Annotated in this window: 17 protein-coding genes and 1 riboswitch; of the genes, 12 read left to right on the top strand and 5 right to left on the bottom strand. The window is 44.2% G+C overall.

Features of this window, described 5'->3' with window-relative positions:
• Positions 1-10 precede the first annotated feature (10 nt).
• The 3 genes from ACK1LH_RS10855 to ACK1LH_RS10845 all read left to right on the top strand — a co-directional run bounded on the left by ACK1LH_RS10855 (position 11) and on the right by ACK1LH_RS10845 (position 3,644).
• Positions 11-1,795, top strand: a complete 1,785-nt coding sequence (locus ACK1LH_RS10855) for an IucA/IucC family protein (protein WP_411333018.1) — start codon at positions 11-13, stop codon at positions 1,793-1,795.
• A gap of 215 nt (positions 1,796-2,010) precedes the next feature.
• Positions 2,011-2,781, top strand: coding sequence for a DeoR/GlpR family DNA-binding transcription regulator (locus ACK1LH_RS10850; RefSeq protein WP_029280874.1), 771 nt, complete (start codon positions 2,011-2,013; stop codon positions 2,779-2,781).
• Entirely contained in the window at positions 2,778-3,644 is an 867-nt protein-coding gene (locus ACK1LH_RS10845) for a Cof-type HAD-IIB family hydrolase (RefSeq protein WP_411333016.1), read from the top strand. Before ACK1LH_RS10850 ends, ACK1LH_RS10845 begins: the two co-directional genes overlap by 4 nt.
• A gap of 63 nt (positions 3,645-3,707) precedes the next feature.
• On the opposite strand, the gene ACK1LH_RS10840 is transcribed toward ACK1LH_RS10845, so the two are convergent.
• On the bottom strand, positions 3,708-4,955 hold the full coding sequence (locus ACK1LH_RS10840) for a sensor histidine kinase (protein WP_029280876.1): 1,248 nt from the start codon (positions 4,953-4,955) through the stop codon (positions 3,708-3,710).
• Positions 4,956-5,074: 119 nt separating this feature from the next.
• Here ACK1LH_RS10840 and ACK1LH_RS10835 point away from each other — a divergent pair, with 119 nt between their 5' ends.
• Positions 5,075-5,854, top strand: a complete 780-nt coding sequence (locus ACK1LH_RS10835) for a GNAT family N-acetyltransferase (RefSeq protein WP_029280877.1) — start codon at positions 5,075-5,077, stop codon at positions 5,852-5,854.
• 70 nt (positions 5,855-5,924) lie between these two features.
• Positions 5,925-6,115: riboswitch (cobalamin riboswitch) on the top strand.
• A 147-nt stretch (positions 6,116-6,262) separates the two neighbouring features.
• A complete protein-coding gene (gene metE / locus ACK1LH_RS10830) occupies positions 6,263-8,527 on the top strand; it encodes a 5-methyltetrahydropteroyltriglutamate--homocysteine S-methyltransferase (protein ID WP_411333015.1) in 2,265 nt (754 codons plus the stop codon).
• 44 nt (positions 8,528-8,571) lie between these two features.
• Here metE and ACK1LH_RS10825 read toward each other — a convergent pair whose 3' ends face one another.
• Positions 8,572-10,065, bottom strand: a complete 1,494-nt coding sequence (locus ACK1LH_RS10825) for a peptide MFS transporter (RefSeq protein ID WP_203287317.1) — start codon at positions 10,063-10,065, stop codon at positions 8,572-8,574.
• Between the two features lie 159 nt (positions 10,066-10,224).
• Positions 10,225-10,875 carry a peroxiredoxin-like family protein gene (locus ACK1LH_RS10820; protein WP_411333014.1) on the bottom strand — a complete coding sequence of 217 codons (651 nt, stop codon included), beginning with the start codon at positions 10,873-10,875 and terminating at the stop codon, positions 10,225-10,227.
• A gap of 164 nt (positions 10,876-11,039) precedes the next feature.
• Here ACK1LH_RS10820 and ACK1LH_RS10815 point away from each other — a divergent pair, with 164 nt between their 5' ends.
• Positions 11,040-11,645 carry a TetR/AcrR family transcriptional regulator gene (locus tag ACK1LH_RS10815; RefSeq protein WP_411333013.1) on the top strand — a complete coding sequence of 202 codons (606 nt, stop codon included), beginning with the start codon at positions 11,040-11,042 and terminating at the stop codon, positions 11,643-11,645.
• Positions 11,646-11,713: 68 nt separating this feature from the next.
• Here ACK1LH_RS10815 and ACK1LH_RS10810 read toward each other — a convergent pair whose 3' ends face one another.
• A complete protein-coding gene (locus tag ACK1LH_RS10810; RefSeq protein ID WP_411333012.1) occupies positions 11,714-12,967 on the bottom strand; it encodes a 3D domain-containing protein in 1,254 nt (417 codons plus the stop codon).
• Between the two features lie 129 nt (positions 12,968-13,096).
• Entirely contained in the window at positions 13,097-14,323 is a 1,227-nt protein-coding gene (locus tag ACK1LH_RS10805) for an MFS transporter (RefSeq protein ID WP_411333011.1), read from the bottom strand.
• 212 nt (positions 14,324-14,535) lie between these two features.
• Here ACK1LH_RS10805 and ACK1LH_RS10800 point away from each other — a divergent pair, with 212 nt between their 5' ends.
• The 6 genes from ACK1LH_RS10800 to ACK1LH_RS10775 all read left to right on the top strand — a co-directional run bounded on the left by ACK1LH_RS10800 (position 14,536) and on the right by ACK1LH_RS10775 (position 21,707).
• Positions 14,536-15,897, top strand: coding sequence for an aspartate kinase (locus tag ACK1LH_RS10800; RefSeq protein WP_411333009.1), 1,362 nt, complete (start codon positions 14,536-14,538; stop codon positions 15,895-15,897).
• Between the two features lie 203 nt (positions 15,898-16,100).
• Positions 16,101-18,314 (top strand): AAA domain-containing protein, encoded by a 2,214-nt coding sequence (locus tag ACK1LH_RS10795; protein ID WP_411333008.1) that lies wholly within the window; start codon positions 16,101-16,103, stop codon positions 18,312-18,314.
• A gap of 51 nt (positions 18,315-18,365) precedes the next feature.
• Positions 18,366-18,857, top strand: coding sequence for a GNAT family N-acetyltransferase (locus ACK1LH_RS10790; RefSeq protein WP_411333007.1), 492 nt, complete (start codon positions 18,366-18,368; stop codon positions 18,855-18,857).
• Positions 18,854-20,056: an iron-containing alcohol dehydrogenase gene (locus ACK1LH_RS10785; RefSeq protein ID WP_411333006.1), complete on the top strand. Its 1,203-nt coding sequence runs from the start codon at positions 18,854-18,856 to the stop codon at positions 20,054-20,056. The genes ACK1LH_RS10790 and ACK1LH_RS10785 overlap by 4 nt, the downstream gene beginning before the upstream one ends.
• Positions 20,037-20,432, top strand: a complete 396-nt coding sequence (locus ACK1LH_RS10780; protein ID WP_029280888.1) for an acyl-CoA thioesterase — start codon at positions 20,037-20,039, stop codon at positions 20,430-20,432. The genes ACK1LH_RS10785 and ACK1LH_RS10780 overlap by 20 nt, the downstream gene beginning before the upstream one ends.
• A 99-nt stretch (positions 20,433-20,531) precedes the next feature.
• Positions 20,532-21,707, top strand: a complete 1,176-nt coding sequence (locus tag ACK1LH_RS10775; RefSeq protein WP_029280889.1) for an acyl-CoA dehydrogenase family protein — start codon at positions 20,532-20,534, stop codon at positions 21,705-21,707.

Genomic DNA, 21,707 nt, shown 5'->3' with positions numbered 1-21,707 from the left:
AGTGAGAGATATGGAAGCGAACATCAATAAGAAACATTGGGAAATAGCAAATAAACGGCTGACCGCCAAAATGATTGCAGAGTTTTTGTATGAAGATATGATTGCTGCTGTTAAATCGGAAGACTTTTATTATCTTGAATGTTCAGGCGGGAAGAAAATGAGGTTCAAAGCTGAAGAAAGATTGATGGACAGCTATTGGGTGAATCCAGAATCTATACAAGTCCAATCTGGTAATCAATGGGTGGAAACGGTAAGCGCGGTCGAATTCTTGATCATGATCCAGCAGGATCTTGGAATTAAGCCGTTTACAGCAGCTTATTTGATTGAAGAATACAAACGGACACTCCTTGCAGATGTTCACATTATGGCAAAAGAGGAACACAGACAGACAGAATCCCTGCTTGAACTGGGATATGCCGAGCTGGAAGGGGAGATGACAGGGCATCCATGGATCACATACAACAAAGGGCGAATCGGATTTTCCTATTCTGATTACCTTCATTATGCCCCGGAACAAAAAAAGGCTGTGCGCCTGGACTGGATCGCTGTTTCCAAAGGCAAAGGCACGTTTCATTCTATTGAAGAAGTTGAATATGAGCATTTAATAAAAGATGAAATTGGTTTGAATGCTTGGGAAATGTTCAATCGGAGACTGAGCGAGGCTGGTGTTGAACCTGAAGATTATTTCTTCATGCCAGTGCACGAATGGCAGTGGGACAATGTGCTCGTCCCGCAGTTTGCTGAAGAGCTGGCTGAACAGAACATCTTGTATCTGGGAAAAGGGGAGGACGAATACCTGCCGCAGCAATCAATCCGCACCTTTGTCAACATGGATGACGAAAAGAAACACAACGTTAAGCTTCCAATGAGTATATTAAATACTCTCGTATACAGAGGACTCCCGTCGGAGAGAGTGGTGCTGGCTCCTGAGATCACCAGGCATATTCAGGGAATAAGGGACAATGACCCTTTTCTTCGGGATGTGTGCAAAGTCGTTCTGCCCGGTGAGATCGCAAGCATGAATTACGATCATCCGGATTATTCGAATCTGAATGGGGCACCTTATCAATTTCTTGAGATGCTCGGGGTTATCTGGAGAGAAAACCTCTGTTCATTTCTTGAGGAAGGGGAGGAGGCCATCACTCTTGCGGCCCTTTTATATGTCGGTGAAGACGGTAAGTCCTATGCTCTTGAACTTGCGAAAAAGGCCGGCCTCACAGCAGAAGAGTGGATAAAACAGATGTTTGATGTGATCCTTCCGCCGCTGCTTCATTATTTGTATCAGTACGGAACGGTCTTTTCGCCGCACGGACAGAATACAGTGCTCATCCTGAAAGACAGTAAACCGAACCGTCTGGCCGTGAAAGATTTTGTAGACGATGTAAACATCAGTGACCAGAAGCTTCCTGAACTTCAGCACCTGTCAGAGGAACTGAGAAGTGTGTTAAGAAGCGAAGCGCCGGAAGGTCTCTGTCAATTTATCTTTACAGGTTTGTTCGTTTGCCACTTCAGATATTTTGCAGACATTCTTCACCGCAGCGGCGAACTGGATGAAGCTGTTTTCTGGAACATGCTCAGGGATGCCATTCTCTCGTATCAGGCAAAATTCCCTGAACTGAACGACCGGTTTGAACTGTTCGATCTCCTGAGGCCAACTTTTAAAAAGCTTTGTCTGAACCGGAACCGCATGATTGACTATGGGTATGGTGACGGTGACGACAGACCTCACGCTTCTGAATTTGGCAGCGTGAATAATCCGCTTTCTGCAGGCAGATCTTCTGCAATCATAATCTAATAGAAAGACGGCAAAATCGACAAATGATTTTGCCGTCTTTTTGTATACCTGCCGGAACGCCCTCTTAAAACTTGCATATCACTTACAATCGCATAAAACAACTTGTATAAACTTATAAATACTTGAATTTTTGATGTATAATACTTATAATCACTTATATAAGGTTTGAACCTGGTGTTATTTTACAAATATTTCTGAAAAGTGAGGCGGGTCATTTGTACCAGGAAGAACGCTTGATTTCGATATTGGATTATTTAAAAGAGCATAAACGAATCACGGCTGATCAGATTTGTTCGCATTATGATGTTTCAAAGGACACGGCAAGGCGCGATCTCGTAAAGCTTGAGGAGCAAAAGCTCATTATCCGGACGCGGGGCGGAGCGATCCTGCCGAGCTCTCATACAGAGATAAAAGATTATCAGAACCGCCTTGAAACCGTTTCTTATGAAAAAGAGCTGATCGGCAGAAAAGCAGCAAGTCTCATCCGTGAAGGAGACCGGATAATCCTTGATGCCTCCACTACAGTTCAGGCATGCGCCGAATTTATGAATGTCACGAATGCAGCTGTCATTACAAACTCAATCAATCAGGCAGATATTCTTTCATCAAAGCCCGGGATTCAGATTCATCTCCTTGGAGGAGAACTGCAGAAGGAGCACCGCTTTCTCTACGGATCATCTGTCGTTGAAAAACTTTCTAAATATCATGTGGACAAAGTATTTATTGGAGTTGTCGGCATCTCTGAAAGGGGATTATCTATAGCACACGAGGAGGACGGGATGGTAAAGAGGAAGATGATCAGCCAGGCTAGTCAGGTAATTGCACTTGCCGATCATTCAAAGCTTGGAGTGACCGATTTTTTTCTCTATGCCGATCTGCATGAGATCGACCTGTTAATTACAGACAAAGAGCCTGATAAATCATTTAGAGATCTGCTTGATAAAAACAATGTAGAGCTGCTTGTAGCCGAGGAGGAAACAACATGACAAAATTAATCGCGATTGACCTTGACGGTACACTTTTGAACAGTGAAAACAAAGTGAGTGAAGAAAATTTGAATGCGCTGAGACAGGCGCAGGAAAAAGGGATAGAAGTGGTCATTGCAACAGGGAGAGCCCATTTTGATGTGAAGGAAATTTTCAAGAATGCGAATGTGAAAACCTGGGTGATCGCTGCGAACGGCGCGACAATCCACCAGCCTGACGGAACGCTGTTTCAATCTCAGCCTATGGAAAAAGAAATGGCTGCAGAAGCATTGCAGTTTCTTGAAGAAAACGACTACTACTATGAAGTTTTCGGACAAAATGCAATCTTCACCCCGCAGCACGGAAGAGAGCTTCTGTCGATTGAAATAGACCGGATCAAAAGTGCAAATCCGGAAGCCGACCGCTCAAAGCTCCTTCATGCTGCCAGCAAACAGTACAGCCAGTCAGGATTTGTCTTTATTGAGAGCTTCAAGGAAATCTTAAACGAGGATATTTATAATATTCTTGCCTTTTCATTCCACCAGGAAAAGCTGGACGCCGGATGGGAGAAGTTTAAAGACCGTGAAAATCTGACCTTGGTTACGTCGGCAGACCATAACTTTGAACTTGAACATAAATTGGCCTCAAAAGGCATTGCTTTGAAGAAACTCGCCGGCCATTTAGGCATTGACCTTTCAGAAACCGCTGCGATCGGAGACAGCATAAATGATCAATCCATGCTTGAGGCAGCAGGAAAAAGCATTGCCATGGGAAATGCGCGTCCAGAAATTAAGGCGATTTGTTCAGATATCACCCTCACGAATGATCAGGATGGAGTAGAGCTTGCGATTAAGCGATTAATGGATGCAAAGCAGACAGTATAATCAAAAGGCCGGTCACCCAAGCGGGAGGCCGGCCTTACGCTTGCAACTCAATGTCAGAACGACTTACTTTACATGAAGGGGCAGAAAAATCCGGAAAACAGTGCCCTGACCAGGTGCGCTGTTTACATAAATATGCCCGTTCATCGAATGGATAATGCTGTAGGTGACCATCATCCCAAGTCCAGTACCGTTTGATTTCGTAGAAAAATATGGCTCTCCAAGCCGCAGCACCTGATCCTCCGTCATGCCTTTTCCAAAATCAGAAATAGTGATCTTTACATATGTATCTTCTTTTTCAGCAGAAAGCTGGATCAGGCCACCGGCATGATAGGACTCTATGCCATTTTTTAAAATATTGATGATGGATTGCTTGAATTTAAGCGAATCACCAAGCACAAAGAGCTCTTCCTCGCAGAAATCCTCTTTAAACTGGACATTTTCCATTTGGGCGAGCGGTGTCAGAACGTTCATGCAGTTTTTCAGCTCGCTGTGTATGGAAATCGGATTTTGATGTTCAGCCTCTGGTCTCGCAAAGGTTAAGTAATCTTTAATGATATTCGTAGCGCGGTCCAATTCATCTAATGAGATTTTGATATATTCGTCCCGTTTCTCCCTGCTTATTTCATCATCTCTGAGCAGCTGAAGAAAACCTTTTGTTGTTGTCAGGGGATTGCGCACTTCATGTGAAATACTTGCTGCAAGATGGCTGACAACTTCAAGCTTTTCCGCTTTTATAACCCTTTTCAGCAAATAAAAATTTTGAATGATTGTTTCAAACAAAATCGTGCCGATGACCGCTGCAAAAATGTGAAAGATAATCAGCTCCAAATAATGCGATGGATGAAAAGCCGTTTTATACATCATTTCAATCTGGATAATCGATAACAGCAGAGAACCCAGAACAAATGCAGTCACAAGAGAGAGCTTCATTCTCAGCCTGCTTTTCAAATAATACGAAGACAGCATCGGGACAAACAAAACGAGTATTCCTGCCATGACAATTGTCGGATAAATGCCGCTGCCGCCAATAAGCACCCTTGTTCCGACTGTGACGATAAATAAAAAGATTCCAAGCGGATATCCTCCGTACAAAAGCCCCATAACATATGGAATCCGTCTGAAATCAAAGAAAAACTCTCCATCAATCATAAAGGGATACAGCATGCTGAAGACAATGGCAAGCGCAGGAAGAAGGGCAAACAGCCATTTGTTCATTTTTTTGTTCGTTTCTTTTCTCATATACAATAACTGGATGATGAGAAGCGGTGACAAAACGAGCAATAAATTCAACAGTACATCCTTCATTTCCATGGGCACACACCTAATTCTCCAAATAGTGAAATTTCTTCTCTATTAAAATATATATCAAATGGACGGAGAATGTTAGAATATTCTATAGACTGGCCAAAATTTTTCCCGGGAGATGCGAAATGGCGATAAAATTGCTTAAACAAGATCAATATCCTCAGGCAGTCGCTTTTTTAGATAAAAACCATGATGTAAACGCTTTGATTGCAGAAGACCTGAAAGATGAACAGGTCAGGGTTTTCGGTCAGTATCAAGATGCTGAATTGACGGCTTTGCTTATCAATTATCCTGATAAAATGTATTGCTGCAGTTCTGTAATGCCTGCTGATGTAGAGGCTTTTATTCCTGTCATTCAGGAAACAGGCATCAGGAGAATTTTCGGGAAACAGGAGCTTATTGAGTCAATTAAAAGGATTGTGAAAACCGAGATTGAAAGTGACTCAGTCATGATGAAATACGATAATAGAGCAGCCGGCAGCATATCCGGCGAAGTCTGCAAAATCACAAGTCTTGAGGATTGCCGCAGGCTTTACCGCTTATTTATTCAAGTAGAAGAATATAAAATGGCTGGTCCGAGTGAAGAAATTTTTGCGGATGAACAGTATGAAAGCATCCTCTCCGGAAAACTCAGTGTCTATTACTTTGAGGAAAACGGCACGATGGCAGCAACTGCAGGAATTTATACAGATCACGAGAAGACTGCTGTTATTGCCGGCGTTGCAACTCCTCCCAAATACAGAAGAAAAGGATATGCCTCAAAAGTCATTGCGAGAATATGCAGGGATTATGGAGATGAAAAAGAACTCTATTTATTCTACAACAATCCAGATGCAGGAGAACTGTATAAAAAGCTTGGATTTTATGAGGCTGCCAAATGGAAAGTAATCGGAATTTCTTTCTGAATAATAAGAAATGTCTTGCAAGATTGAAAAACATCAGCTATTGTTAAAAACAATCACAAAAATATTCATAATATGTTGACAAGCGATGGGTGCTGACGCTATACGCGGAAGCTTAAAAGGGAAGCCGGTGAAAATCCGGTGCGGTCGCGCCACTGTAATGGGGAGCATTCTGCACGAAGCCACTGTTCTGCAATGGAATGGGAAGGCAGCAGCATGCAACGAACCAGAGCCAGGAGACCTGCCTGTCGTATGCACTTTAAGCCTACGCGAAATAGGGAGGGTGATGCGGTATGTTGAAACCTTTGTTGTGTCTCAACTCTAGTTAGCTGTGTCCATTAAACTCTCTTTTAAAAAAGGAGAGTTTTTTCATGTTTAGAGCTGAGAAACTATGAAAACGGGGGAACCGCAATGAAAATGAGAAATTCAAACCTTGGATATCCGAGAATTGGAGAAAAAAGAGAATGGAAAAAGCTTCTTGAGGCGTTTTGGAGAGGAGATCTGACGGAGCGGGAGTTTCATTTGGATATGAAGAAAATCAGGCTCTCTCATTTGGTCAAACAGCGCGAGGCGGGGATTGACCTTGTCCCGGTAGGCGACTTCAGCTATTACGATCATGTACTTGATACGGCCGTTATGTTCGGACTGATTCCGGAAAGATTCAGGGACCAGGACCCGTCATCACTCCAAACGTATTTTTCGATTGCCAGGGGCAGCAAAGACATAGTAGCATCAGAAATGACAAAATGGTTCAATACAAACTACCATTATATTGTTCCTGAGCTTGACGGAACAGAACCCCGCCTTATCCATAACCGGTTGCTTGAGCTATTTAAAGAAGCAAAGGATGAGGCCGGGATTACGGGGAAACCGGTACTTGTCGGCCCGCTGACTCTAACAGCCCTTTCAAAAGGAGAAAAGAAAGAAGAAATTCTCGAAAAACTCGTCCCTTTATATGTTCAGGTTTTCAAGGAGCTTGAAGAAGAAGGTGCAGAGTGGATACAAATAGACGAGCCAATATTTGTTACATCTGCAGCGGATGCAGCCTTTATGAAAAAAACGAAAAAAATCTATGAAACAATCAAAAAAGGGTTAGGCAGCACAAAACTTCTTCTGCAAACTTACTTTGAATGTCCAGAGCAATATGAAGAGCTCATTCAGCTGCCTGTTGACGGCATAGGCCTTGATTTTGTTCATGACAGCGGCAAAACACTGGAGCATTTGAATGCATTCGGTTTTCCAAAGGACATGGTGCTTGCGGCAGGCGTCATCGACGGCCGCAATATTTGGAAGGCAGAGCTTCAGAAAACAGTCAAATTGGTAAACCGAATTCTGGAGAAGGTCGGAAGAGACCGGCTGATTCTTCAGCCTTCATGCAGCCTGATTCATGTGCCTGTAACTGCAGGGAGTGAAGGGAATTTACACCCTCTTGTTAAAAGCGCGCTGGCATTCGCGGATGAAAAGCTGCAAGAGATCACCCTGCTGACAAAATTTATGAATTTTGAAGAAGAGACTCTTTCAGCTTATGATCAGGGGATATCAGAACTTGCAGCTTCAGACTTAAGAAACCGGCATTCTGTACATGCTTCTTTTGATGAGTACAGCACTGACAGAGTTAGCGCAGCTCAAAGAAAAGAGGCTCAGCAAAGAAAATTCAGCCTTCCGGTGCTTCCGACTACAACAATCGGAAGTTTTCCGCAAACGAATGAAGTGCGTGCTGCAAGGCTGAAGTACAAAAAAGGAACTCTCTCGGATTCGGACTATTCTCAGTTTATTGAAGGAGAAATAAAAAAGTGGATTGATATCCAGGAAACTCTGGGGCTTGATGTCCTTGTTCACGGTGAGTTCGAACGGACAGACATGGTCGAATATTTTGGAGAAAAACTTAAAGGAATGGCCATCACTTCAAATGGGTGGGTACAGTCATACGGTTCACGGTGCGTAAGGCCGCCTGTTATCTACGGGGATGTGTTTTTTGAGGAGCCGATGACATTAAAAGAAACCCTGTTCGCCCAAAGGCTGACTGACAAGCCGGTAAAAGGCATGCTGACAGGGCCGGTTACGATATTAAACTGGTCATTTGTCAGATCCGACGTCCCCAGAGCAGCCGTGTTAAATCAGCTTTCTCTCGCAATTAGAGCAGAAGTTGAAGCATTAGAGAACGCTGGCATAGGCATGATTCAAGTAGATGAACCTGCGCTTAGAGAAGGCCTTCCGTTTAAAGAAAAGATGAGGGAACAATACTTGGAAGAGGCAGTCAAGGCTTTTAAACGGTCAACAGCTTCTGTGAAACCAGAGACGCAAATTCATACACATATGTGCTATTCAAGCTTTGAAGACATGATTGAAGCAATTGATGCGCTTGATGCAGATGTCATCTCCATTGAAACTTCAAGAAGCCACGGGGAATTGATTCATTCGTTTGAAACATACTCTTACAGCAAGGGTATAGGCCTTGGAGTATATGATATTCACAGTCCGCGAATACCTTCAGAAACGGAAATGATCCGTAATATTGAAAGGGCGCTGCAGGTGCTGGATGCTGGCCAATTTTGGGTGAACCCTGACTGCGGCCTTAAAACTAGAGGGGAAAAAGAGGCCGTTGAGGCATTGAAGATTATGGTGAGAGCAGCGAAGATATGCAGAGAGAAAGCCGTTCAAGAGACTACTGTTTAATACGCAAAAAAAGCCTGTCCATTGTGAGGACAGGCTTTTTTGTATTATCTTACACCTTTCATGTACGCTTGAATCTTCGGTGAAAGAATCAGCATGATTGCCCCTAAAAGAATGGCGAGTCCGCCGATAATTCCGAAGTAGGCAATTTCGGTTTCAGGTGTGTAATACTTTACGATTTGTGCGTTGATTGCCTGAGCCGATGCATTCGTCAGGAACCATAAACTCATGGTCTGGGCTGAGAAAGCAGCCGGAGCAAGCTTGGTCGTTGCCGATAATCCGACAGGAGACAGGCAAAGCTCTCCAAGAACAACAAGGAAGAAGCTGAGCACAAGCCACATTGGATGAACAAGAGTATCTGTGCCGTTTGTATATGCAGGAATAATCATGACTAAGAATGATAACCCGGCGAAGAAAAGTCCGAAAGCAAACTTTTTGGATGTCGACGGCTGACGGTTTCCAAGCTTAATCCAAAGCCACGCAAAAAGCGGAGCCAAAAGAACAACAAACAGCGGATTCAGCGACTGGAACCATGACGACTGAATTTCAAAGTTTCCGAACGTCAGCTGTGTGCGTTTATCTGCATAAGCGCCAAGAATGGTCGCACCCTGTTCCTGAATTGCCCAGAACATCATGGCCGCGATAAACAGCGGAATATAAGCGATCAGGCGTGAACGCTCAACATCTGTTGATTTCGGGCTGCGGTACATCACGATAAAGTATGCTGCTGGAATCAAAATACCAAGAATACTGATCATGAATGTAAAGCGGTCAATTGTCAGGAATCCGGTAGAAATGGATACAGCACCTAAAACAAGAATGACGGCAAGGCCAATCGCCAATCTGCCGAAAACACTTTTTCTTTCAGCAGGAGTAAGCGGATTTGGAACGCTCGTTCCAGCAAGTCCAAGGTTTTTCTTTTTAGTGAGCATGAACACAACAAGTCCAAGGAACATACCTACAGCTGCTACTCCGAATCCTAGGTGGAAATTGTATTTCTGCCCGAGAGTACCAACGATAAGCGGTGCAAGCAGACCGCCAAGGTTGATCCCCATGTAGAAAATACTGAAACCGGAATCACGGCGGTTATCTTCTTTGCTGTAGAGATCACCCACAATATTCGAAATATTCGGTTTAAGCAAACCTGTACCGATTACGATAAAGAACATGGAAACAAAAAATGCCGGAATGCTTCCTGGCAGCGCAAGAATAATATGGCCGAGCATAATGAGAACGCCGCCGTAAAAAACGGTTCTCGTATTGCCGAGCAATCGGTCGGAAATCCATCCTCCGATAATTCCTGACATATAAACCAATGATCCATAAATGGACATGATCGAAAGGGCAGTCGGCTGATCAAGACCCAGTCCGCCGTCTTTCATCGAGTAGTACATATAATACAGAAGAATTGCTCTCATCCCGTAGTAGGAAAAACGCTCCCAGAATTCTGTGAAGAACAGGGTGAATAACCCTTTAGGATGACCGAAAAAACCTTTTTGCGGTACACTTTGTACAATTTTGTCTTTGTCAAGTGATGACATGTTACAAGAAGCCTCCTTTTTACCATGTATAATAATACTACTATTAAAATTGAATTGTCAAAAAAAATCGGCAAAATTGCTATTTTTATTGCTTTATAAAAATAATTATACGTAAAGAAAAAGAGACGAAAAAAGGGCAGAACATTCTGCCCTTTTTCATTATTTATTTAAATTCTGCACAACGGAGACAACCTTTTTCGGGTCTGTCCGTTTTGTGTAATCTGAATCCACTTCCGCAAATAGAATGACTCCGTCCTGTCCGATGACAAAGGTTGCAGGTTTAGGCAGCCGCCAATCATCATTTCCATTATGAGCGGCAACATCCAGGCCAGAGTCCTTATAAACTTCAATTAAATAATCAGGCATGTCAAACACCAGGTCATATGCTTTTCCTGCATTCCCGCCTTCGTCACTTAATACAAGGAAGTCCAGCTCGTTTTTCTCTTTCGTGGACAGGGATGCATCCGGTGTTTCAGGGCTTACCGCGATCAGGTTTGCGCCGGCTTCATTAATCGCATCCAGCTCTCTTTGATATGCCTTCAGTTCAAGATTGCAGTACGGGCACCATCCGCCTCTGTAAAAAGTAAGGATAACCGGTCCGTTTTTAAGTTCCTCTGATAAGGTTACTTTTTTTCCTGCAGCATCAGGCAAGGTAAAATCAGGCGCTTTTTCTCCCGCTTTCAAGCCTTGAGCAGTTCCTGAAGCTCGAAGCTCTTCTGTTGCTCTTTTCATCAATTCCTGTTTTTCGGCAGGTGCTTTCTTCTTAAACTGTTCTTTGTACTCTTTGATTTGTTCAAGCAGTGTGGTCATGCGCTCATCTCCTATTTGGAATGTCCACTTCATTTTAAGAATGTTTGTCCAAAAAGGAAAAGGATATGCTCAATCAATCTCGGCAAAATAACTCAGAAACTGACAATAAACCGCTTTACAAACCAATGGTCTGTTTTTATTATGAAGAAAGGAGGTGTCGAGAAATGAAGCAGTTTGAAAGGAGAGTCCGTTCTGAAAAAGCTCTGCTTCATGCCGCGGCAGAGCTCATAAATGAGGCAGGATGTTCAAAAACGACTCTTGCAATGATTATGAAGAAAACCGGATTATCAAAAGGTGCCATCTATCACTATATAAAGAGCAAGGATGACTTGCTTGCAATGGTCCTAGATGAAAAAATCCAGGAAATCAATGAAGCTTTTTTTGAGAAGATGGGGAAAAGCAAAGAGGAAATGAAGGATCCTGCTGAGGTAATTTCTATGAGCTTTGCTGCGATGAACAATCCGGAGGGTGTTGTTAACAGGATCCTAGTCTATTTTATCGGACGCTATGATCATAAGACAGCCAGAAACGCACTCAGGGACTTTGACCACTATATGGTTGAATTCGCGAAGTTCTGGATACTTTCCGGTCAGAAAAACGGGGTCATATCTGACGAAGTAGATGCATTAAAAACAGCGGAATTTCTTGTTCTTATGGCATCAGGCTTCAGAATGAGGAGGCTATACAGCAAGTCCCATACTGATAATGAAGAAATGGCTGATTATATTAAAGATCTTCTCATAAAGCCCGTCTTATCTGAAAAGATTTAGCAGAATAATTAATTGCTATTACAATAGAACAAGAAGCAAATAAAAAGAGAACCCGCGGGTTCTCTTTTTCAATCAAGGATTTCAATTTTTACCGTTTTCCGGCCCCATTTTCGCGCTTCAGCACTGTTAGGCATCAGTACGTCAATTTTATGATTCTTGATGGCGCCGCCTGTATCGCCTGCAATGGCTACCCCGTATCCTTCCACCCAGACTTTGCTTCCGAGCGGAATGATTTTCGGATCAACTGCAATCAGCTTCATATTGGCATTTTCTTTAATGTTAATGCCGATTGCCGTGAAGTCGCTTGCTGTATCTTCATGACTGTAGGCAGTAGCTGTGACATAGAAAACCTTGCTTTCATCCTGGACAGGCTTTTCCTGCACTGGTTTTTCAGCAGGCTTTGACACTGCCGGGACTGCTGCGGTCTCCTTCTTCTTTGCCGGAGCAGCCTGTGCAGCTTTGCGTGCTTTCTCGGCTTCCGCACGCGCACTTGCTTCAGCTGCCCGTGCAGACTCTTCTTTTTTCCGTTCTGCAAGAGCTTTGGCCGCACGTGCTTTTGCTGCATCCTGTTCTTTTTTAATGCTTGTTTCAATCGCTTTCACTTGTGACTGCAGGACGCTTTTTTCCTGTTCTGCAAGGGTTACCTCGGCTGAGACCTTTTCATATTCGGTTTTAAGTGAAGCCATTTGCGTCTGTCTTTGAAGGAGAGCTTCCTCAAGCTTTGCGCCGCTTGATGCAAGCGCAAGCTGCTGTTCTTTCAGGAGGGCTTCCTGCTTGTCGATCTCTTTTTTGTCTTCCTCAATTTGCTTCAGGTCGGCTTCCTGCTGTTCAAGAATATCATTGTCTGCATTTAATAGTGTTGCAACAGCACCGATGCGCTCGAAAAGGTTTGAAAAACTTTCGGCATTAACAAGCGTATGTATAACGATATCGGCATGATCATTTTCCTGAAGAGCAGTAAGCCTGGCGTACATAATTTCTTCGCGGTTTATTACTTTATCCTGAAGTGCGACAATTTCTATTTTCTTTTCCTCAATTAATTCATTTGTTTCCTGGATTTTTTTCTGGATGGAAGCGTAATCGTTCTCATTTTTTTTGATTAGAGCTTCCGTATTTGCAAGTTCGTGTTCCATTTTCTGTACAGCGGTATGTACTGCTTGCTTTTGTTTCTCTTTCCTGTCAAGAGCTTCACTGTTTTCATTCAGCTGTTTTTCAGCCTGTTTAAGTGAATCCCCGCTTGTTTGCGCTAAGGCAGGGCTATAGGATGATAAAGCGACAAATCCTGCAGAAAGCGCGGCAATCATACGCATCGAGACTTTCATAAAACAACCCCTTTCTGTTTATAGTTATATCATAAAACCGGGGTCTTTTAGATTACAAATCTGTTAAATCATTCATAATGCGACAAAAACAAGAAAAAAACCTTCGGCGAAATCGCCAAAGGCTGTCGATTATTGCTGCCAATCAAGAAGAGTCTGATCCTTTGGAAGAAGGAAAGCGAGAATCCCCAAAAGAGGCAGGACTGCAGTGCCTGTCATGACAGAGGTTAACGAAAAGGCATCGATTAATGAGCCTAAAGCCACTGACCCAATGGCACCCATTCCAAACGCAAGACCTACAGTCAGCCCTGACATCGTACCGATCTTGCCGGGCACAAGCTCCTGGGCATAAACAACCGTAACTGAAAAACTCGAGCTGAGTATAAACCCGATCAGCGCAATGAGCACATAGGCTGTCTTCGGACCGGCAAATGGCAGCAGCAAAGCAAACGGAGCAGAGGCAATCAGTGAGCAAAGGATAATGTTCCGTTTGCCGAACCTGTCAGCGAGAGGGCCCCCTGCAAATGTTCCGAGTGCTCCCATCACAAGAAAAACAAAAATATAAACCTGTGATTCTGCAATACTTAAATGGTATTTCTCAATAGCGTAGAACGTATAGAAGTTTGATAGGGCACTTCCATACCATGATCTTGCAAAAACAAGAAAAACGATCACGGCCAGTGCCGAGAGGACGCCCTTTGACAGGCGGCCATTGTTTTTCGCCGTTCCTTTTTTCTTCTCAGTTTTTCGAATGAAGGAAAGTTTGGCTGAATACCAGCGTGCAATATAAAAAAGAAACAGGACGGCAAGAGCAGCAGCAATGGTAAACCAGATGGCCCCAAACTGGCCTAAGGGAACCAGAATCAAAGCGGTAATCAGCGGTGCAGCAGAAGAGCCTGTGTTGCCGCCTACCTGATAAATCGACTGAGCAAGTCCTCTGCGCTCCCCTGCTGCTAAATAAGCAACTCTCGAGCCTTCAGGATGGAAGACAGCAGAACCGAGTCCAATAAAGAAAACGCTGAGCAGAATAAGCGGAAAAGAAGGAGCAAATGCAAGCCCCAGAATTCCGAGCAAGCTGCATGTTAATCCTGCCGGCAGGGCATAAGGCATCGGCTTTTTATCTGTATACCAGCCGACAACAGGCTGCAGAACAGAAGAAACCATGTTCAGGGTGAACGCAATCAGGCCAAGCTGGGTAAAGGTAAGGCCCATTGATTTTTCAAGCACCGGGAACATGGCGGGAATAACAGACTGAATGGCGTCATTCAGCAAATGACATAAGCCGATGATGAATAAAATGTTGTAGACAGTCGTTGAAGGTTTAGGTTCGTGTTTATTTACAGCTGCAGCGCTTTGCATGTTACAAGTCCCTTCTTTGTGTGATATTTCGATAGACGAAATGTATTTTACCATATCATACGGCACTTGAAATCAAAAAATTTAAAAGAATCAAAAGAAATCCTTGATTGTTCGCTTAAAAGGAGTAAAATAGATTTAAAATTCAGGCAGTTATGGATTCTATAGAAGAATGATCAGCACAGCTGAACTATAAAACTTTAGGGGATGTTCGCGTGAAAGTAGTGAAGTTTGGAGGCAGCTCGCTTGCATCTGGCGAGCAGGTGAAAAAGGTTTTTGACATTGTGGTGTCAGATGCAGACAGAAAAATTGTTGTTGTATCTGCTCCGGGAAAACGTTTTGCAGATGACCGCAAAGTGACGGATCTGTTGATTGAGCTTGGAGACAGACAGTTGAAGGGACTCCAAACAGCAGAAATCCTGGCAGCGGTTGTCCTGAGGTATGCTCAGATTGCAGAGGAGCTGAGACTCCCTGGTGAAATCGTTTCCAGCATTAAAGATCATCTGCTGCAGCTGCTTCACAAGGACAGCTCAAATGAAGCGAGATACATAGATGCCATCAAAGCAAGCGGAGAAGACTGCAACGCCAGGCTGATTGCTGCTTATTTTCAGAGCAGGGGAGTTCAGGCAGCATATGTAGATCCAAAAGCTGCGGGTCTTCTTGTCGAAGAAACTAATGGAACTGCTCTTGTTTTAAAAGAGGCGTACACAAATCTCAGGTCGCTTTGTGAATGGCCCGGCATTCTTATTTTCCCGGGATTTTTCGGCTACAACGAGGCAGGCGAAGTTGTAACTTTTTCCCGCAGCGGGTCGGATATAACAGGTTCTATCCTCGCAAATGGGACCGGAGCAGCCTTGTATGAAAATTTCACAGATGTAGATGCGGTTTACTCTGTTAACCCAAATACCGTTCCTAACCCAAAGGAGATCCGCGAGCTGACATACAGGGAGATGCGTGAACTGTCCTATGCGGGATTTTCCGTGTTTCATGACGAAGCATTAATTCCAGCCTTTGAAGCCGGCATTCCGGTTCAAATTAAAAATACAAACAATCCAGCTACTCCCGGCACGCGCATCGTAAATGAGCGCAAAAACACGAACGGGCCGGTCATCGGCATAGCAAGCGATGATGATTTTTGCAGTATTTATGTGAACAAGTATTTAATGAACAAGGAAATCGGTTTTGGCCGAAAACTGCTCTCAATCCTGGAAGACTTTGGCCTTACCTATGAACACAGTCCGTCCGGCATTGATGATTTAAGTATTATCCTGAGGCAAAAGCAAATGACTCCGGATACTGAAAAACAAATTATTGCACGTATTGAGGCAGATCTGCTGCCGGATGAAGTGAAGGTTGAACACAATCTGTCCCTGATTATGATGGTAGGGGAAGGTATGCGCCACAATATCGGCACTGCGGCACGAGCTTCAAAGGCGCTTGCTGATGCGGGCGTTAATATCGAAATGATCAATCAGGGTTCGTCTGAAGTCAGCATGATGTTTGGCGTAAAAGAAGCTCAGGAAAAAAGGGCTGTTCAGGCTCTGTATGAAGAATTTTTTGCAAGGGTTTTAGCTTAGCAAAGAAAGCACTGCACAGTTACGGGCAGTGCTTTTCACTGTGCGCCTGGCATCTTTCAAAAACGCCATGCATCTTTCTGATGAATTTCTGGAAATACGACCCTCACCATGACGAAGAATGAAAAATCATGTATAGTTAATGGTTCACACAGGCAGGCTCAAAATAGAGTCCTGCTTCTTTGCATGAACGGAGAGAAACAAACATGATGACAACAAAACAGTACATAAAAGAATGGCTTCAGGCCATCGGGATTGAAATCAGCTACCTGAAAAAATACGGCAGTACAAAATACAGGGTCATAAACGGGCATCTGCTTTCTTCCGGAGATGCTTTTACTTATTATTTTGAAGCCACAGGGAAAATCAATGCTCCCGTCGGTTCGTCGGTAAAACTTGAATGGGACGGCTTGAAACATAATGGCCGCGTACTGTCTTCTGAAGGAACAAGCATCATTCTTTCATTTGAACGGACATTTGGCGACCTGATTCCGGAAGCTTTTCTCTTTCACGATCCATGGGAGCTGCTTGAAGAACTCGCAGCAAGAGTTGACGAAATGAAAAAAAGCAAACAAAAGCGCGCTAGAATAAAAAAGCTTATGGACCCTTCTATGCCTGCAAAACATCCTGAAAAAGCTAAAAATGCTGTTCATGAGCTGCTGCAAAGAGCGATCTGCAACCCTGTCACGTTTGTGTGGGGGCCTCCAGGAACAGGGAAAACCTATACGCTTGCAAGAACCGCGGCGAATCTCTATTTTAAAGGCAAACGAATACTAATCTTGTCCCACAGCAATAATGCAGTTGATGTTCTGATGAATGAGCTTGCCCAATTCGTGCTGAAACGGGAAAAATTTAAGACGGGTGAAATTGTCCGCTACGGTTCCGGAAGCGGCTATTCATTTAAAGTCCCTCTTACAGTGAGTGACCTGCTTGCAGAACAATCTCCGGCCATTGCGGCAGAAAGACAGAATCTTCTCAGCGAAAGGAAGCTTTTAAAAACGGATTTGTCCCATTCTTTCAGTAAAAGAGATTCAAATGCGCTTCTTGATCTGGAAACAAAAATCAGCCGAGTGCTTGAGAAGATCCGCAGACAGGAAACCGAGTTTGCGAAAGAAGCCAATATTATCGGAACCACGTTTGCCAAAGCTGCAAGTGATCCTGCCATTTATGAAGCCGACTATGATGCAGTATTTGTGGATGAAGCGAGCATGGCCTATGTTCCGCAGGCTGCATTTGCTACGTCGCTTGGAAAAAGGACCATTCTGTGCGGAGACTTTAAACAGCTTCCGCCAATCGCTTCATCGCGTCACGAACTGACTGAAAAATGGCTCAAGGAAGATATCTTTGTAAGATCCGGTGTTTCAGACATAAGCGGAGGACTTCATCCCCATATGCTCCTCTTGAACGAACAGAGAAGAATGCATCCGGAAATATCCTCTTTTACAAACCGGTATATCTATCAGAATAAAGTAGGAGATCACTCAGATGTACTGAGCAGACGGAGCAGTCTTTCAGAACGTGCTCCATTCCCGGGAAGAGCATCGATCCTCCTTGATGCAAGCTTCACCGGCCAATATTGTTTAAAAGAACGGACATCTCACTCAAAATTTAACCTCTGGCAGCTTTTGCTTTCTTTTCAAAGCATTCATGAAGCCGTCCTCTCGGGAGCAGAATCGATTGGTTACGCAGCTCCTTACAGAGCCCAGACCCACTTGATGCAGCTGCTTCTTGATGATCTTTATAAGGCTGAAGCGCAGCACGCGGATATTTTGGCCGCTACCGTTCATAAATTTCAGGGGAGCGAGCGGGATGTGATGATTTTTGACAGTGTCGACAGCTTTCCTGAAAAGAAAGCCGGCATGCTGCTGACAGGCAAAGACAGCTCGAGACTGATAAACGTTGCCATTACAAGGACAAGAGGTAAGTTTATTCATATATGTGATGCCCAATTCATTCGCGAGAAAGTTTACACAGGAAAAGCAATCAGGCAGCTTTTGGATCATCAAATAAGAGAGGGGCAGACTGTTGCCCATCAGCAAATCGGGACATGGATTAAAAACCAGCACCCCATGCTCAGATGGGTGCACGCTCTGAAGCTTGAGCCTGTTTTTGAGGACATTAAGAATGCCCGGAGAAAAATTGTCCTTTGCCTTCCTGAATCAGTAAGGTTAAACGAAGACTGGGCAGATCAGCTGAACAAGACCGATGCAGCTGTCACATTTATTTCTTCTGTAAAACAGCCGATAAAAGGGGAATGGGTTCAGGAAGACCTCCCGTTTCCGTTCATAGCCATCGATGACACGGTTATGTGGATTGGACAGCCTTTTGAAGGGGCAGGCCGCATAAAGCCGCCATATGTAGCTGCAAGACTTCAATCTGAGAAAACAGTCAGGCAAATACTGGCCCAATTGCCGCTTTGAAGCAGGAACAACGCAGTTTAAATAGAATTTCACCTAACAAGGGGTGAATCTATGTCTTATCAACTATCATTGGCAGATGTTTCGAAAAAACCAGTATTCGAAAATCTGATGCAGTTCTATTTATATGATTTCAGCGAGTTTAATGATGCGGCAGTTAATGTGAAAGGTCTGTTTGATCCGTATGCTTATTTGGATAAATACTGGGTTGAAGAAGGAAGGTTTCCGTATTTGATCGTGCATAACGGCGAGTATGCCGGATTTGCCCTCGTAAGATTTGATTTGTCCGAAAACGTGTTTTCGATAGCGGAATTTTTCATTTTGAAAAAGTTCAGAAGAAATTCCCTGGGTACGACTGCTGCACATGATCTGTTCAGGCTTCATCCCGGAAAATGGGAAGTTAATCAGATAGAAAGAAACGTGCCGGCCAGGAGATTTTGGGAAAAGACCATTTCCATGTTTGCGGCCGGAGAATATACAAACATCTCATCAGATGGACTGCAGATTCAAACCTTTTTCTCCGGCAATAAGGAGGGGGTATTGTGAGTACGTTCAGATCTCCTTCAATCATTATTACAGGTGAAGGATCCTTTCAGAAGGTCCTTGAACTGGTTCAACAGCATCAGGCGAAGAAAGTGCATCTCTTTGCAGATCCGGTGCTGATTGGATTAAACGTGCTGAAACCGCTCTTGCAGGCATTTGAAGAAGAAAAGATTGAACTTGAAATCTTTTCTGATATCCAGCCTGAACCGACTTCTGAAGCCGGAAACCGGGCAAAAGCAGCTCTTGCAGCGTCAGGCGCTGACCTGGTTATCGGAATAGGAGGGGGCAGCTGTCTTGATCTTGCCAAAGCGGCTGCTGTTTTATCATGCCATGAAGGTGCCGTCGAGGATTACTTGAATCTGACGGGAACAAAATCACTGTCAAATAAAGGGCTGCCTAAACTATTAATTCCTACGACTTCAGGAACCGGGGCGGAAATGACGGACATTGCCGTTTTCTCCCTCGAGGATTCAAAGGATGTCATCACTCATCCTTATCTCCTTGCAGATGCGGTCATCATTGATCCTGAACTGACTTATACTCTACCGAAAAGGGCAACGGCTTCAAGCGGGATTGATGCCCTTACACATGCCATAGAATCATATCTGTCCGTTCATGCTGATGTTCTGACAGATACACTTGCGCTGGAGGCTGCAGGTAAAATTTCTTCCAGTCTTCGCACAGCAGTGCTGAATGGCTCAGATCAAGAAGCAAGAAACAGCATGTCCTGGGGAAGCATGCTTGCCGGTCTAAGCTTTTTTAATGCAGGTGTAGCAGGAGTACACGCGCTGGCTTATCCTTTAGGCGGGCTTTTCAGCATTCCCCACGGCGAGTCAAATGCCGTCCTTCTGCCCTATGTGATGGATGAGATCAGAGACTCCTGCAGCGGAAAAATGGCCGTTTTAGCAGGGAAACTGGGAATTGAAAACAACGGACGGACAGATGAAGAACTTGCCCGCCTTGCTGTTCTTGAAATGAAGCACCTGATTCACGATACAGGGCTTCCTCTGAGCTTAAAAGAATATGGAATAAAAGAAGAGGATCTTGACAGACTTGCAGACAATGGGGCAAAACAGACGAGACTGCTTGCAAGAAGTCCCAAGCCATTATTACGTGATGACATAAAGCGGATTTATACCGCTGCCTTTCATGGAAATTTGAAAGCAGAAGGGGTGTCAGAGCATGTTTCATACAGTGATTGAACCGAGAGTATCAGAAACCGACGGTGTTGGTCATATCAACAATACCGTCATACCGGTTTGGTTTGAAGCGGGGCGAAACGGCCTGTTTCAGTTATTTAATCCAGATCATTCTTTCAGTGACTGGAAAATGATTATCCTCAGCATGAATGTTGAATTTAAAAGTCAGCTTTATTTTGGAAAAAAGGCAGACGTATACTGCTGGATTAAACGGATCGGTAATTCAAGCCTTGAATTATATGAAGAGATCCACCAGGAGGGTACCCTTTGCGCAAAAGGGACCGCTGTTTATGTCCACTACAATGTACATGAAAAACAGTCCGAATCCATTCCAGATGACATCAGATATGTTCTTGAAAAGCACCTCTATGAAAATTAGAGGGCTTTTTTTTGAATTCAGACTTGTTTTTTCTGAAATTTCAAAATAAACTAGAAACATACCAACTGGTTAGTATTTTTAAGAAACGGAGTGAATGGCATGCATTTGCGTTTAACAGAAGAGCAGCGAATGGTTCAGAAAACAATCAGAAAATTTGTAGAGAATGAATTAATGCCTCTTGAGAATACAGTCCTCAGAAATGAACTGGAAGGACGTCCGAGCTTATCCAAAGAGAAACTGGAAGAACTTCAGCAAAAAGCCAAAAAGGCAGGTTTCTGGGGAATCAACACACCGGAAGAGTACGGCGGTGTTAACCTCGGCCAAATGATGCTTGCCATCGTTCACATGGAAGTTTCAAAAACGTTCGTCCCTTTCAGGTTTGGAGGATCGGCCGATAATATTCTTTACTACGCAAACGAGGAGCAAAAAGAGAAATACTTGCTTCCCACGATTAATGGCGATAAAAAATCATGTTTTGCAATGACCGAGCCTGCAGCAGGCTCTGACACCCGCAATATCCGCATGACCGCTGTCAAAGACGGAAACGAATGGGTGTTGAACGGCGAGAAAACGTTCATCACAGGCGGAAATGAAGCAGATTTCGTTATGGTCATTGCGATTACCGACAAAGAAAAACACCGTGCAACAGGCCGTGACGGGGTGACCTGCTTTATAGTTGACAGAGATATGGGGTGGAAGTCTGAATACATTCACACAATGGGCGAATGGGGCCCTGCAGCCCTGATCTTTGACAACGTGCGTGTTCCGGAAGAAAACATTCTGGGAGAGCTTCATGGGGGCTATAAGCTCGGCCTCGAATGGATAGGATTTGCAAGATGGATCGTAGGCGCAACGGCAGTGGGCGCAGCAGAACGTCTCTTGCAAATGGCCATCGATTATTCAAAAGAGCGCGAAACCTTTGGACGACCAATCGCAGACCGCCAGGCTATCCAGTGGCAAATCGCAGACTCTGCAACTGAAATCGAAGCAGCGAAATGGCTTGTACTTAATGCTGCGTTCACACTGGACCAGGGCGAAGACAACAGGCACCTTGCATCCATGGCTAAACTCTACGGCTCCAACATGGGCAACAGAGTAGTCGACCGCGTCCTTCAGATCCACGGCGGAATGGGCTACACACGGGAGCTGCCGATCGAACGCTGGTACCGGGAAGCACGTCTATGGAGAATCTATGACGGAACAGATGAAATACAGCGCCTGATTCTCTCAAGGAACCTGATCAAAGGAAACGTAAAGATCGGCCAATTCATTTAA

The organism is Metabacillus indicus (genome assembly GCF_046603695.1).
Taxonomy (GTDB): Bacteria; Bacillota; Bacilli; order Bacillales; family Bacillaceae; genus Bacillus_P; species Bacillus_P indicus.
Note: the sequence above shows the minus strand (reverse complement) of the source record. Positions and strands in the feature narration are given on the sequence as shown.

Coding starts and splice junctions, on each gene's coding strand:
- ACK1LH_RS10775 (WP_029280889.1), top strand. CDS start 20,532: ATGCATTTGCGTTTAACAGAAGAGCAGCGAATGGTTCAGAAAACAATC.
- ACK1LH_RS10805 (WP_411333011.1), bottom strand. CDS start 14,323: ATGCAAAGCGCTGCAGCTGTAAATAAACACGAACCTAAACCTTCAACG.
- ACK1LH_RS10815 (WP_411333013.1), top strand. CDS start 11,040: ATGAAGCAGTTTGAAAGGAGAGTCCGTTCTGAAAAAGCTCTGCTTCAT.
- ACK1LH_RS10825 (WP_203287317.1), bottom strand. CDS start 10,065: ATGTCATCACTTGACAAAGACAAAATTGTACAAAGTGTACCGCAAAAA.
- ACK1LH_RS10820 (WP_411333014.1), bottom strand. CDS start 10,875: ATGACCACACTGCTTGAACAAATCAAAGAGTACAAAGAACAGTTTAAG.
- ACK1LH_RS10845 (WP_411333016.1), top strand. CDS start 2,778: ATGACAAAATTAATCGCGATTGACCTTGACGGTACACTTTTGAACAGT.
- ACK1LH_RS10840 (WP_029280876.1), bottom strand. CDS start 4,955: ATGGAAATGAAGGATGTACTGTTGAATTTATTGCTCGTTTTGTCACCG.
- ACK1LH_RS10855 (WP_411333018.1), top strand. CDS start 11: ATGGAAGCGAACATCAATAAGAAACATTGGGAAATAGCAAATAAACGG.
- ACK1LH_RS10795 (WP_411333008.1), top strand. CDS start 16,101: ATGATGACAACAAAACAGTACATAAAAGAATGGCTTCAGGCCATCGGG.
- ACK1LH_RS10835 (WP_029280877.1), top strand. CDS start 5,075: ATGGCGATAAAATTGCTTAAACAAGATCAATATCCTCAGGCAGTCGCT.
- ACK1LH_RS10810 (WP_411333012.1), bottom strand. CDS start 12,967: ATGAAAGTCTCGATGCGTATGATTGCCGCGCTTTCTGCAGGATTTGTC.
- ACK1LH_RS10790 (WP_411333007.1), top strand. CDS start 18,366: ATGTCTTATCAACTATCATTGGCAGATGTTTCGAAAAAACCAGTATTC.
- metE (WP_411333015.1), top strand. CDS start 6,263: ATGAAAATGAGAAATTCAAACCTTGGATATCCGAGAATTGGAGAAAAA.
- ACK1LH_RS10780 (WP_029280888.1), top strand. CDS start 20,037: ATGTTTCATACAGTGATTGAACCGAGAGTATCAGAAACCGACGGTGTT.